The 13,437-nt window shown below is 28.0% G+C and carries 13 protein-coding genes; all 13 read right to left on the bottom strand.

Annotated elements, in window-relative coordinates:
* Window positions 1–106: 106 nt before the first annotated feature.
* Window positions 107–1,165, bottom strand: a complete 1,059-nt coding sequence (locus tag N747_RS0100815) for a M42 family metallopeptidase (RefSeq protein ID WP_038251658.1) — start codon at window positions 1,163–1,165, stop codon at window positions 107–109.
* A complete protein-coding gene (locus N747_RS0100810) occupies window positions 1,158–1,787 on the bottom strand; it encodes a hypothetical protein (protein ID WP_024563408.1) in 630 nt (209 codons plus the stop codon). The genes N747_RS0100815 and N747_RS0100810 overlap by 8 nt, the downstream gene beginning before the upstream one ends.
* A gap of 143 nt (window positions 1,788–1,930) precedes the next feature.
* Window positions 1,931–2,617 carry a 50S ribosomal protein L20 gene (gene rplT, locus N747_RS0100805; RefSeq protein WP_024563407.1) on the bottom strand — a complete coding sequence of 229 codons (687 nt, stop codon included), beginning with the start codon at window positions 2,615–2,617 and terminating at the stop codon, window positions 1,931–1,933.
* 14 nt (window positions 2,618–2,631) lie between these two features.
* A complete protein-coding gene (rpmI, locus tag N747_RS0100800) occupies window positions 2,632–2,838 on the bottom strand; it encodes a 50S ribosomal protein L35 (RefSeq protein WP_038251656.1) in 207 nt (68 codons plus the stop codon).
* Window positions 2,839–2,953: 115 nt separating this feature from the next.
* Window positions 2,954–3,670 (bottom strand): translation initiation factor IF-3, encoded by a 717-nt coding sequence (gene infC / locus N747_RS03760; protein ID WP_024563405.1) that lies wholly within the window; start codon window positions 3,668–3,670, stop codon window positions 2,954–2,956.
* 558 nt (window positions 3,671–4,228) lie between these two features.
* Window positions 4,229–4,414 (bottom strand): hypothetical protein, encoded by a 186-nt coding sequence (locus N747_RS0100790; RefSeq protein WP_024563404.1) that lies wholly within the window; start codon window positions 4,412–4,414, stop codon window positions 4,229–4,231.
* Window positions 4,415–4,777: 363 nt separating this feature from the next.
* A complete protein-coding gene (locus N747_RS0100780; protein ID WP_024563403.1) occupies window positions 4,778–4,990 on the bottom strand; it encodes a hypothetical protein in 213 nt (70 codons plus the stop codon).
* A 202-nt stretch (window positions 4,991–5,192) separates the two neighbouring features.
* Window positions 5,193–7,118 carry a threonine--tRNA ligase gene (gene thrS / locus N747_RS0100775; RefSeq protein ID WP_024563402.1) on the bottom strand — a complete coding sequence of 642 codons (1,926 nt, stop codon included), beginning with the start codon at window positions 7,116–7,118 and terminating at the stop codon, window positions 5,193–5,195.
* A 240-nt stretch (window positions 7,119–7,358) separates the two neighbouring features.
* Complete coding sequence (locus tag N747_RS0100770) at window positions 7,359–8,297, bottom strand: DHH family phosphoesterase (RefSeq protein WP_024563401.1); 939 nt, start codon at window positions 8,295–8,297, stop codon at window positions 7,359–7,361.
* Between the two features lie 68 nt (window positions 8,298–8,365).
* Window positions 8,366–9,748 carry a tRNA uridine-5-carboxymethylaminomethyl(34) synthesis GTPase MnmE gene (gene mnmE, locus N747_RS0100765; protein ID WP_024563400.1) on the bottom strand — a complete coding sequence of 461 codons (1,383 nt, stop codon included), beginning with the start codon at window positions 9,746–9,748 and terminating at the stop codon, window positions 8,366–8,368.
* Between the two features lie 177 nt (window positions 9,749–9,925).
* Window positions 9,926–10,876 (bottom strand): DHH family phosphoesterase, encoded by a 951-nt coding sequence (locus N747_RS0100760; RefSeq protein WP_024563399.1) that lies wholly within the window; start codon window positions 10,874–10,876, stop codon window positions 9,926–9,928.
* 34 nt (window positions 10,877–10,910) lie between these two features.
* Entirely contained in the window at window positions 10,911–12,551 is a 1,641-nt protein-coding gene (locus tag N747_RS0100755) for an extracellular solute-binding protein (protein WP_024563398.1), read from the bottom strand.
* Window positions 12,535–13,416, bottom strand: coding sequence for a carbohydrate ABC transporter permease (locus N747_RS0100750; protein WP_024563397.1), 882 nt, complete (start codon window positions 13,414–13,416; stop codon window positions 12,535–12,537). Before N747_RS0100750 ends, N747_RS0100755 begins: the two co-directional genes overlap by 17 nt.
* Between the last annotated feature and the right edge of the window lie 21 nt (window positions 13,417–13,437).

The following is a 13,437-nucleotide window of genomic DNA, read 5'->3' as shown; positions in this document are numbered from 1 at the left end:
AAGTTATAAAACAGTTGTCCATGTCCATTTACAAGAAACAAACTAAAATATTTTATTCAAATAATTTAGTTTGCTAATGAGAAATTATTTAATTTTAGAAGTGTTTTTATTGAAATAAAATTTCGTTAACTTTTTTTTCGTCTAATTGATTTACTAACAAAGTTAAAAGTTTTACAGTGTTTATAATGTCTTGTTTGTGAACTACAGAAGTGTGAGAATGAATGTAGCGTACAGGAACACCAAAAGATAAGGAAGCCGCTCCTTCGCGCACTAAATGCATAGTTGCAGCATCAGTTCTACCACCACTGCCACTTATTTCTTGCACAGGGATATTGTTTTCAGCAGCAATTTTAAGGACAAAATTTCGCAATCCTTTGTGAGCGACTAAGCCCCCATCATAAACTAAAACTTGAGGGCCTTTTCCTAGAGTGTGCCCTTCTTTTTCGCCCCCTGGAACATCGTTTCCAATACCAGTATCAACAGCAATAGCAATTTGAGGGTGTACTTTGTGAGCGCTGGTTTGAGCTCCGCGTAGTCCTACTTCTTCTTGGGTAGTAAAAACACCAAAAAATTGATTATTAGTAGGATTGACATTTTGTAAAACTTGTATCACAATTGCAACTCCAACACGATTATCTAGGGATTTTGCAAGGAGGTAATCAGAATTTCCAAGTGTGCTAAATTCTATATAAGGAGTTACCATATCGCCAACGCGAACACCTAATTTTAAGGCTTCTTCTTTGTTTGCAACTCCAATATCTAAATACATAGAAGAAATGTTAATAACTTGATTGCGCTCTTGAAAAGACATTACATGCGGAGGTTTGCAACCAGTAACTGCTTTAAGAATACCTTTATCAGTATGAATTTGCCACACTTGAGCAAGCATCACTTGAGAAAACCAACCACCAAGAGTTTGGAATTTGATAAAACCTTCTGGAGTAATTTGCTTAACTATTAAGCCTATTTCATCCAAATGTCCTGCAAACATAATGCGAGGACCTGTTTTTCCTTTACAAGCAATCACAGAACCTAAATTATCATATTCTATAGAGTCTACTTGGTTTTGGATTTTGTCCACTACATAATTAGCAACTGCTTTTTCTTGACCTGGAATACCATTTAACATTGTTAAATCTTTTAATAAAGAAACTAAATCACTCATTTTTATTCTCATTTTTGGGTGCGCGTAAACTAGTGGTTTGGAATTGTTTAATTCCTGTAAATGTAAGATAAATACTGTGCATTAAAGATAAAAAAGCAAATAATTTTAAAATGATATCTTTTAATTTTTCAAATAAATTACTACCTAATCCGAAACAACCAAACCCAAATATTAAAAGATATAAAATGAAAAATGAAAAATTTTGTTTCTTGAAATAATTAATATTTAAATTGATGAACCCGTGAAAAACAAACATCAATGATAAACAATAGTTAAAAGTTAAAAGTTTGCCAACTAAAGGGTTTTTGGTTTTGAAATCATCAATATTTAACAAACCTAATCCTGGTAACAAAAAGGAAGTAACAATGACAAAAACAAAGACAAAAACTTCTAGAGCAAAGACAAAACGAAGCTTAGATAAAGTTTCTTTGTATTTTTTAAAAACTACTAAATAAGTAAATAGCGATAAAAGGACACCCAAGAAAAATAATCCTAGTTGGAATTTCAGACTTCCAAGTTTGAATGTTTGGTCAAAAAAACAACATCCAGCTACCAAAAGGAAAAAAGTTGCCATTAATAAAGAGTAAAATCCTTGTAAACGTTTTTGTTTCATTTGATTCATTATATTATATAACTCCTATTTTATTTTTTCTAATTATTGAAAAATGCAAAATTAAAAAATAATTATTCATGAAAAAACATACAAATCAAGTTTAAAATTAAAAAATGAAAAATCATGAAAATACGTATTTTGAAATTTTTAAATTATTTTTTATCAAGAGCTTTTTTTAAAATTGTAACAATTTCGGCTTTTTTAAGTTTATTAAAATTAGGAACTTTGTGTTCTTTTGCTAATTTTTTTAACTCAGCAAGAAGCATTTTAGATAAATCTAAAGAAGGTTTTTTTACTTTAACTTGGTTTGTTTGTGGTTGTGTTTCCAAAGTATCATCATCGGATTTTTCCTCAGAAAGTTCATTAGATAAAACTTTTTCAAGTTGTAGAGAGGTTTTTTCTTCGATTTGTGCAAGTTGATTTGATTGTTCTTCTTGTAATTTAGTTGCTTGCGCTTCTTTTTGTTTTAATGTTTGTTGAAATTTCACTAAGGCTTCTTTTGCTAATTGAACATATTTTGCGAAAGTTTCTGGTTGTAAGTGTGCTAAATCTGCTAATACTTTACGATTAACATCCACTTTTGCCAAAGCAAGTCCGTGCATTAAACGAGAATATTGAATGCCGCATAAAACAGCACCAGCATTAATACGGGAGATCCATAATTTACGAAAATCTCTTTTTCTTTGTTTGCGGTCTCTATAAGCGTATTGCAAAGAACGCATTACTTGCTCATGAGCTGTTTTGTAAAGAGTGCTTTTAGAACCAAAATATCCTTTTGCCATTTTTAAAACTTTTTTGCGACGACGGTGTCTTGCAGGAGTAAAACTAATTTTCGCCATATTATTTTTCCTTTCTATAATCCTCTAATGAGAGTTTTTATTCTGTTGTAATCACAAAGTTTAACACAAGTAACTCCTCTTAGTTGGCGGTTTTGTTTGGTAGTTTTGGAAGCTGCAAGGTGATTTTTGTAGGCGTGACCTCTTAATAATTTTTTCTTTTTAGTAATTTTAATGCGTTTTTTAAGCCCGCTGTGGGATTTTTTCTTAATCACTTTCATCATTTCCTTTCTTATTTTGTTTATTTTTAATTGGGTGTAAAAAAATATTTTTGGGTTATGAATTAGGGTTGAGTCGTTTTTTTTGGTAATGTTTCAGCCATTCGAATACCATTAAAGGTTATTTTAAAGGTGACAGAACTGTTGTTAGTTGATTGCCTTGTAATTTTAAAGGAGTCTCAATTTGAGATAGGTTTTTTAAATCTTGCATAACTTGTTTAAAAACTGTTTCTCCTAATTGAAAATTATTAATCATACGACCACGAAAACGCATACTAACTTTTACTTTATCGCCTTGTTTTAAAAATTTTTGGGCTTGTTTAATTTTAGTAATTAGATCGTTTTTATCAATGGTGGGATTGAGGCGAATTTCTTTTAAAACACTAATTTGGGTTTTCTTTTTGGCTTCACGAAGTTTTTTTTGTTGGTTATAACGATGTTTTTGATAGTTCATCAGTCGCGCTACCATCGGTGAGGCATCTGCGTTTACCACCACAATATCAATTTCTTTTTGTTCTGATAATTTTAAAGCTTCCTTTTGGTCAAAAACACCTAATTGTTCGCCTTTTTCATCAATAATGAGATATTTTCCTTGTGGGATATTTTCATTATATAAATCGGAATTGGAACTTTTTTTAAATTTGTTGATTTTAATATTTAAAACCTCCTTGGGTTTTGGGATTGTTTTGTAAAAATAAAATGAAATAACATAACGCGGGGGGGACGAAACAAAGAAAAAAGAGAAAATAAAAAAAAAGAGAAAATAAAAAAAAAGAGAAACGCCCAAAGGAACATTTCTCTTCTCTAAAATAACTAACACTAAATGTTTATGTGCCATTTGCCTAAAAACTAATTGTTAATCAGGCGAGAGAAAAACTCTTCTTTTCACGTTAATATCATAAGATTATTACAAAATCTTTGATAATTTTTATAATTATATTTTGAATATTATATAAAATAAAACAATAACAATACCGTCCTAATTATATAATAAAAAGTGAGCTTTGTCAATAGTTTTAGGGGATTTTTGGAAATTTTTATCGGTTTGGTGTAAATAAGAAAAAATAGTAAAATAAAATGATTTAGCGAATAAAAAAATACAGATGATGCTAACATTTTTTAAATGAAATAAATATTAAGTTATCTAAAATTTGTAATCAGTAAATATACGTATATAAATAAAACCATATTAAAAAATAATAAAATAAATTGCAATAAAAATAATAAACAAAGAACTAATAATAATCCATTCATATTTTTTAGGTGTTTTGATTTGTATATAATAATCGAATTTTTCTAAAATTGAAACTCACATTACTATTACTATAGTGATGATTAAAATTAAAATAGCCGTAATTGAATTTATTATTAAATAATAATAAAAATATTAAAAAACTTATGAAAAGAAAATAACACAAAAAAACATTAATTTGATATTTTTAAAGTTGAATTTGGTTTCTTCTTTTTGTGGATTAATTGCTAATTTGGGTATTACATTATAATATAGATAAGTGGCAATCCCCACAAACAAAACTGATGATAAAAAAGGAATGACAATAACTAAGATAATAATTTTTGCCATAATAAAAGCTATATTTTTTTCTAATACCCCTTAAAAACATTAGTAAAACTGCCTAAAAAATAAAACCTGTTAATATAGGACATTAGATAAGTGCTTATAGGAAGTAAACGATTAATGCCCAAATAAAACTATTAACCAAAAAAACCTATAATAGAAGACAGCATACCTTTTATTAATAACAAAATTGCTAAAATTTTATTTTTTTTGGTATGCATTCATTTATCCATTTAAACAATTATCTAAATCACTGCTAAAAATTTACCTATAAATTCAATTTTTTTAAATGCGTGGCAAAATAATAATTTTTTCTTAGGGAATTTAAATTAATATAAATAACTATAAAACTTAAAACTATAAGAAAAACTAATATAAAAATTTAGACCAAGCACTACGATAATTAACTATATTTTGGGTTTTATAATCTAAAATCCTTTTTTCTTTTAAGTTTGGCATCCTATATTTTAAATATTTGATGAAAAAAAAATTATAACCCTCCAAAAATCCCAAAGCTTTTTTTAATTTCTTAGAAGGATATAATAAAAATTTTAAAAATTTTAAAAATTTTAAAAATTTCATAAAACACACCACCCTTGAAAATTGTCACCAAAATATTTAAAATACTTTTTTATTTGAAAAATTCATAATAAAACATTATTTCAATTTTTTTGAGTTTTTATTTTGATAAAAAAAACCAAATTATATAAACAGTTTAGAGTTTGGAAATTTGCGTTATGATAAATTTATTTGTTTTTTTATTGTTTTTTTTACAATTAAGAGGTTATTTTTTTTGCAAAACTTGATCTTTTAATAAAGAAACAAACTCATCAACTTTAATTGTGGTTTGCAAATGAGATCCATATTTTCTAAAAGTAATTAAATTGTTAGTCATTTCGTGGTTGCCAATTACAACTTGATAAGGAATTTTTAATTTTTGTGCTTCTCTAATTTTATAGCCTAAAGTAGTATCTTTGGAATTAATTTCTACTCTGAAATTTTGTAATTGTAATATTTCTTTAATTTTTTGGCTAAATTCCAAATGTAGAGGAGCAGACACAGGAATTAAAAGTACTTGTAAAGGAGCAAGCCATAAAGGAAAAGCACCCTTAGTTTCTTCTATTAAATTCGCTAAAAATCTTTCCATAGTAGAAACAACTGCGCGATGAATGACAACAGGACGATGGTGTTTGTTATCTTCTCCAATAAAAGTAAGATCAAATTTTTGAGGAAGCAAAAAATCAAGTTGTACTGTTGATAGTGTTTCTTCGTTGCCTAGGGCAGTAAACACTTGCACATCTAATTTAGGACCATAAAAGGCAGCTTCTCCGATAGCTTCTTTAAAGGGTAATCCCAATTCTTGAATAGTTTCTTTGAGGGTTTTTTCAGCGTGATGCCACATTTGGTCGTCATTAAAATATTTTTCTGTGTCCTTGGGGTCGTGATAACTTAGACGCAACTCATAATTTTTAATATTAAAATCACAATAAACTTCTAAAATTAAATTAATAATTTTTTTCATCTCTTCTTTGATTTGGTCAGGACGGGCAAAAATATGAGCATCATTAAGAGTCATTTCTCTTACTCTTTGTAAACCAGAAACAGCTCCTGATTTTTCAAATCGATGCATCATTCCTAATTCAGCAATACGTAAAGGTAATTCCTTATAACTATGAGGAGTTTTTTTATAAATCATCATGTGATGGGGGCAATTCATTGGTCTTAAAACTAGTTTTTCGCCATTTTCCAAAGTCATAATGGGAAATATATTAGAAGAGTAATGGTCCAAATGTCCTGAAATGCGGTAAAGTTCTGTATTTGCCATAATGGGTGTGTAGACATGATGATAATCATAGCTTAATTCTTTGTCAACGATATATCTTTCAACGATACGCCTTACAGTAGCTCCTTTAGGAAGCCAAAAGGGAAGTCCCAAACCAACTTCTTTATTAAACATGAATAAATCTAGTTTTTTATTAATTTTTTTATGGTCGCGCTCTTTTCTTTCTTTCAAAAGTTGCAAGTATTCCGCAAGCGCTTGTTTTTTAAAAAAAGAAATGCCATAAATACGGGTCAAAGTTTTGTTTTTAGCGTCTCCTTGAAAATAAGCTCCTGATATTTTTAAAAGTTTAAAATGTTTAATAAGACTTGTTTTGGTTACATGACCACCAAGACAAAGATCAAAAAATTCTCCTTGATAATAAATACTGATAGCCTGGTCGCGAAATTTTTCCAGCAAAACTTGTTTATAAGGGTTGCAAGCAAATAATTTTTGGGCTTGTTCGAAAGAAACTTCTTCTCTTGTGATTGTATGGTTTTCCAAAGAAATTTGATGCATTACTTTTTCAATAGCAAGAAAATCTTTTTCCGAAATAGTGTGATTTTGAAAATCAATATCATAATAAAATCCTTCTTTAATGGCAGGTCCTACTGTAAAAAGGGTATCTGGATAAAGTCTTGCAATAGCTTGCGCCATAAGGTGAGCGGTGCTATGGTTAAGAACTTCCAAAGATTTAGGATCAGATTCGGTTAAAATTTCTAAATTGCCATTTTCTTTCAAAGGAAAATCAAGTTCTATTGGTTGGTCGTTGAAAAGGGCTGCAACTGGTTTTTTGAAATGTGCAGATAAATATTCTTTCCAAATTGCCAAAGGAGTTGTACCTGAAATAAATTCTTTTATTTGATTGTCAAAAAAGCTGATTTTAATCATAAAAACCCTTTCTTTTGTATTTTTTAGTTTTTTGATCTTTTAAGAAATTGGGAAAAACAAAGATGAACAAAGATAATGAGGCAAAATAATAAAGGGTGAAAAATTTTATTTAAACAATAATGTGCTATTTACACTAAAAAATTAAATAATATATATAATAACTATAACACAAATCACAAAAAAAGGGATTATTTTTTTAGTAATTGGTTTGTTGGTTTTTATTATTTTGAATCTAAATTTTTAAGTTTTTTTGAAAAAGGGTGCAATTTCTTTTTTTATTTTAGCAACAAAAGGCAAAATTTCTTTTTCGGATGGTAAAAACATACTACAAGCTCTTAGGTGTCCTTTACAACCATATTTTTGAACAATATGATAAATTTGAGGTCCGTTAGAACAAATACGAACTTGAATTTTAGAATCAGAACGTTCAAAAAAAAGAGCATAAAAGGGGAAATTTTTAATATTAGATAAAATATTAATTGACAAAAAAACCTCTTCTAAAGTAATGTTGAATTGTTCAATGATTTGTTGATTCACATAAACATAGGCAAATCCTTCACAAGCAACAATATTTTGACATATATATCCTTGATATTTTAAAAAATTAAGCGTTACTTTATTAATATTTTGTTCCACCAAAGCAACATCAATACCATAATTAATTAATTCTGAGGCAATTCTTAAAGTTTGGGCGCTTACTCTATGATACCTAAAATTACCAGTATCTGCAATTAAACCCACATAAATAGCCAAAGCACCTTTAAAAGTTAGGTTTAGGTTGAGTTTTTCTTTTAACAAATAAATCATCTCAGAACACGAACCAAAAGAATCATCAACCCATTGATAATTACCATAATTTTCAATTAAAATATGATGATCAATTCGAATAACGAATTTTCCCAGTTTAAATCTTTGGTCGCTGATGGCTTGAGTAGTACCGCAGTCAACCACAATTACTAAAGCATTTTGGTAAGTTTCATCAAGTATTTCATCCATTTGACCCAAAAAGGTTAAATTATCTTTGGTTTGACCCACCACATAAACATTTTTATGAGGAAAGGTATTTTGAATCATATTTTTTAAACCTAGTTGAGAACCATAACAATCACCATCAGGATTTTTATGTCCGTGAATAATGATAGTATCAAAGGTTTTAATTTGGGTTTCAATAAATTTCATATTTGTTCCTTTCTTTATATTTGTTAAAATATTAAGTTTAGTTAAAATGATGTTAGTTGTTTTGTTTTTTATTTTCCTAAACAAAATTTAGAAAACAATTCTTTAATTAAATTATTTTCTTGATTATCACCTATAATTTGTCCTAACGCTTGATAGGCTTTGGTAAGATCAATAGAATAAATATCTATTGGCATTGATCGCAAAAGGGCTTGTTTCAAATCTTGGAAAGATCGAAGAGCAATTTGAATTTGATTAATGTGTCTTGCATTAGAAAAATAATTAAAATCTTTAGACTTAATGTCATTTAATTGAAATTTTTCTAAAATTTTTTGTTGCAACTCTAAAAACCCTGTTTTATCCAAACTTGAAACTGAAATAATTTCTTGTGTAGCTAATTGGGAAGAGTAATCATAAAGGGAAGAAATTAATTTATCACTTTTCAAATCCACTTTGTTTCCTATAATAATACGCGGATAATTTTGAGTTAATTGCAAAAGTTGGATATCTTCTTCTTGTAAATGTTTGCTTTGGTCTAAAACTAATAAAATTAATTCTGCTTGTAAAAGCATTTTTTCTGTTCTTAAAATTCCTATTTTTTCAATGGGATCATCAGTTTTACGAATGCCTGCAGTATCAATTAAATGAAGAGTAATGCCTTGACAATTAAAATAAGCTTCAACAAAATCTCTAGTAGTGCCTGAAATATCAGAAACAATAGCTTTAGTTTCATTTAAAAAAGCATTAAGAAGGCTTGATTTACCAACATTAGGACGCCCAATAATTAAAGTTTTTATTCCTTCTTTAAGATATCTATTTTTATGGGAGTGACTCAAAATATTTTCTAATTGTTGGATTAAACTTTGGACTTCCAAAGCGATTTTTTGTTGGGTGATTTGAGGAATATCATCATATTCAGGATAATCAATATTAACTTCAATTTGAGCAATTAAATTAAGAATTTGTTCGCGCAAAGAAATCACTAATTGAGAAGTATATTTTTGCAAACCAGAATGAGCAATTTTAATGGCATTTTCATTAGTGGCATGAATTAAGTCCATAATGGATTCAGCTTGAATTAGGTCCATTTTTCCATTAAGATAGGCTCTTTGACTAAATTCACCTGGAAAAGCTAATCTAATATCTAATGACAAAATTCTTTCTAAAACCATTTGCGTAATTAAAATACCGCCATGAGCATTAATTTCTACGACATTTTCGCCAGTAAAAGAATTAGGAGTTTTAAAAACAGAAATCAAAACTTCATCTAAAATAGTTTGGTCTTTGTTAAGAATAAAACCGTGATTAATGGTATGTGTTTTGGCTTTGATAAGGTCTTTTCCTTTAAAAATTTTATTTATTTCTGCGATAGAATTGTTGCCAGAAACCCTAATTACACTAACTCCTCCTGTTCCTAAGGGAGTTGAAATAGCAGCAATAGTATCAAAAAACATTTATGGTAACTCCTTTCTTTATGATTTTTGTAATCTTTTCATTTATTGAATATTGTTTTAAATTGATATTTATCATTTATAATATGAAAATAATTTACAACCAAAAGGAAAAGGGGAAAATAATTACAAAAATAAAAAAGTTTTGTTGGGTTAATTTTATTGTTAATTAGTTTTTAATTAATTTTGGTTTTGTGATTTGGTTTCAAAAGCTTTAATTGAATCTTTTATTTTAGATATGAAAAGAGTCATTTCTTGATTGTTATTTAAAATAGCACCACAAGCTCTGAGATGACCTCCACCTTTAAATTGTCTAGTAATGGAGTTAATTTCAGGACCACGAGAACGAATGCGAGCTCTAATTGTTAAATTTGGTTGTTCTAAGAAAAAAGCCCAAACTGGATGATTTTCTAAATGACCCAAAATATTGACTAAACTTGCAGCAACGTCAATATGTAAGTTAAATTTTTTCAATATTTCTTGAGAAATAAAAACGTAAACAAAACCTTGGGAAGTAACTACATTTTGATAAATATAGGCTTTATATTGAAACAAGGTAAGAGTTTCTTTGTTGAGGTGAAAAAAGATTTGTGATACATCAAGATCAAAAGCAAGTAAGGAAGCAGCAGCTTTGAGAGTGTTTTGGTCAACTCTATCAAAACAAAAATTACCAGTATCAGTTACCATACCTACATAAATAGCCAAAGCACCTTTAGAAGTTAATTTCATATTGCATTTTTCTTTAAATTCAAAAATCATTTGAGAACAAGAAGAATAATTAGCATCTACCCATTGATAATTGCAGTAATTATCTATTAATAAATGATGATCAATTCTAATTGTATCTTTGGCTAATTTAAATCTTTGATCACTAATTTTGTTTTCTTGACCGCAATCAACAACAATAGCAAGAGCGTTTTGGTACAAAGAATCACAAACTTCATCCATCACACCTACAAAAGATAAAGAAGGATTTTGTTGTCCTACTGCATAAACTTTTTTTTGGGGAAAAGTTGCTGTAATTGCATCTTTTAAACCTAGTTGAGCTCCGTAACAATCACCATCTGGATTTGTGTGTCCATGAATAATAATTATTTCAAAAGTTTTAATTTTATTGTAAATAATTTTCATAATTTTCCTTTAATTTGTTAATTTTAATAAGTTTTTAGGAGTCTGCTTTTTGTTGGGCTTCGTTAAATAATGTATCGATGTTTTTGTCTAAGTCTTTATCTAAAAAACAATCTATTACTAATTTTTCTACAACTATACGAGACATCTGGGATTTTCTAAAAGTGGGAGAAAAAAAATAAATGGGATTACCTGTTTTAGATGATTCTTTGTCTTTTTCTCTTTCATCTTTCATAAATTCAAAAATATCTTTATTTATTTCTGGATTTTTAGAATCTTTATTTTTGTAAGAACTTTCAGAATTTGTTTGTTCTGGTTTAACGCTTTTTTCATAACAAGGACGAGTAGGAAATTGACTAAGTTTTTTGATTAATTTTTCGTTTATTTCTTTGGAAGTTAAATATTTTAAAAACAACCAAGAAGCAAGCACTTCATCTTTATCTTTTTTATAAAATAAATTAATATTGGATCCTTGTTGTAAAACTTTTCTTTTACCTGACTCAGGACCTTGTTTTCCTTTTTTCCAATAAGGAACTGAAGTTACTCCTACTTTAAATGGAGCTTTAGAAACATATTCAAATCCATTAGAAGAAGAAATATCCATTAAAATTTTTTGATTCATAAATAAATGAGTAGTATAACTTTCACCAGATAATTTACGAGTAATTAAATATTTGTTATCATAAAACTTTTTAAAATCTTTAATCATTTTTTTAGCATCTGGATTATTAAAACGCACTCCTACTTCACGACTTGATGGATCTTTTTTAGTTGGTGAAGTTGTATATTCAATTCCTCTTTGTTCGGAAGATACAATAAATAAATTAGATTCAGAATCATAAGAAATAGGGATTTTTTCAGGGTCAATTTGTTTAATTACTTTGCATAACTTTTCCATTTGTTCCCATGTAATACCATCTTTAAGTTTACCTTCAAAATTAGAGTCATAATTTTCAAAATAAGATTTAAAATCAGAATCGATTTCAATTTTTTGTTCTTTAATTGTTTCTTTTAAATGTTTAAAATAATCTTGATTATAATACATCAATTCAATAGATTTAGAAAATGGCAAGGAATACCATTTCCCTGGTTCTTTTTCATCACCCAAAGGCAATTGAGCCTCATCTTCAAAACTGGAATAAAAATATGTTTTTTTTTCTTTTTTGAGATTTGTTTTTTCTATACAAGATTCTAATTGAATTTCTAAATTGGTGTGATCTTTAAATCCATCAAGGGGAACTAATTTACCTGATTCATAATAATTTACTAAATGATCAACATAAGAAACAATTAAATGAGGTTCATTGTTGGCTGGAAGAGCTACATTAATGTTTTTAACAATCCCACTCCAACTAGGTTTATATTCTGTTTTTACTTTGATATTAGGATAATCTTTTCTAAATTTTTCAATAATTTCTTCTAAAGCAGTTTTCGGTTTTCCTTTTTCTTTTTCAGGATCTAAACGATGCCAAAAAACAATTTCGATGGGTTTTGCTAGGAATTTTTTCCATGCTTCGCTATCTTTATCTTTATATTTTATAAGCATTTCATTTAATTCTTGTTCATGATTATTTCTTAAAGCATTAGAATCAATTTTAGGAAATAATACAATAAATGCTAAAATGACAAATAAACAAGTAAAAAAACGAATGATTTTTAATTTATCCTTTGATACCACTGTTTAATTTTCCTTCTAAAACATATCTTTTACAAAAAATGAACAACAAAACTAAAGGTAATGTCATCAAAACAGTAGCTGCCATTTGTTGATTGACTAAATGTTGGTTTTTTTCAGAGTCAAAAATATTTCTAATCACATTAGTAAGCAATTTTCCGCCTACAAGTTCAGGCCATAAGTAAGCATTCCAAGCAGCAACCACTCTAAAAATAATAATGTTAATGATGTTATCTCTTAAAAGTGGAGTTAAAATTTTATATAAAAAAATCCAATCACTACTACCATCAACTTTGGCAGATAAATAGAGTTCTTTGGGAATTTTTTTGATATTTTGCATTAATAAAAAAATATGAAATACATTGATTAGAAAGGGAAGTACCATTGCTAAATAAATGCCACCAAAAACACGAGTACCTTGACCAGAATCAACAAAACCTAGGCGTGCAACTGTTTGATAATTAGTTAAAAACATACTTTCAGTAGTTATCATAGTTGTAATTAGAAAGACTCCTAATATAATTTTTTTAGTTCTAAATTCTAAAATACTAAGAGCAAAAGCAGTTATAACAGAGACAAAAATACCTAAAACAGTAGAGAAAAAAACAACAGCAAGGGTTTTAAAAAAAGTTGAAAACAAACTATAACGGGTAAATAAAAAAGAAAAGTTATTCCACGTTAAATCTTTAGGGAAAAAACTAGGACAAGAAGGATTGTCTTGTAGAGCTAAATTTAACATCCAATAAAAAGGGATAGTCAAAAAAAGAGCAAAAAAAGACAAAAAAAAGTATTTGGTAAAAGTGGCACAAACTTTGGGTAAATGTTTTTTAAGTTTAGTAAAAATGAGTTTTGTTTTATTATTTGACATAATTATCAAGGTTCGATCCTT

The sequence above is a fragment of the Candidatus Phytoplasma tritici genome, assembly GCF_000495255.1.
GTDB classification, from domain to species: domain Bacteria; phylum Bacillota_I; class Bacilli_A; order Acholeplasmatales; family Acholeplasmataceae; genus Phytoplasma; species Phytoplasma tritici.
The sequence above is the reverse complement of the archived record's forward strand: the minus strand, read 5'-3'. Positions and strand labels throughout refer to the sequence as shown.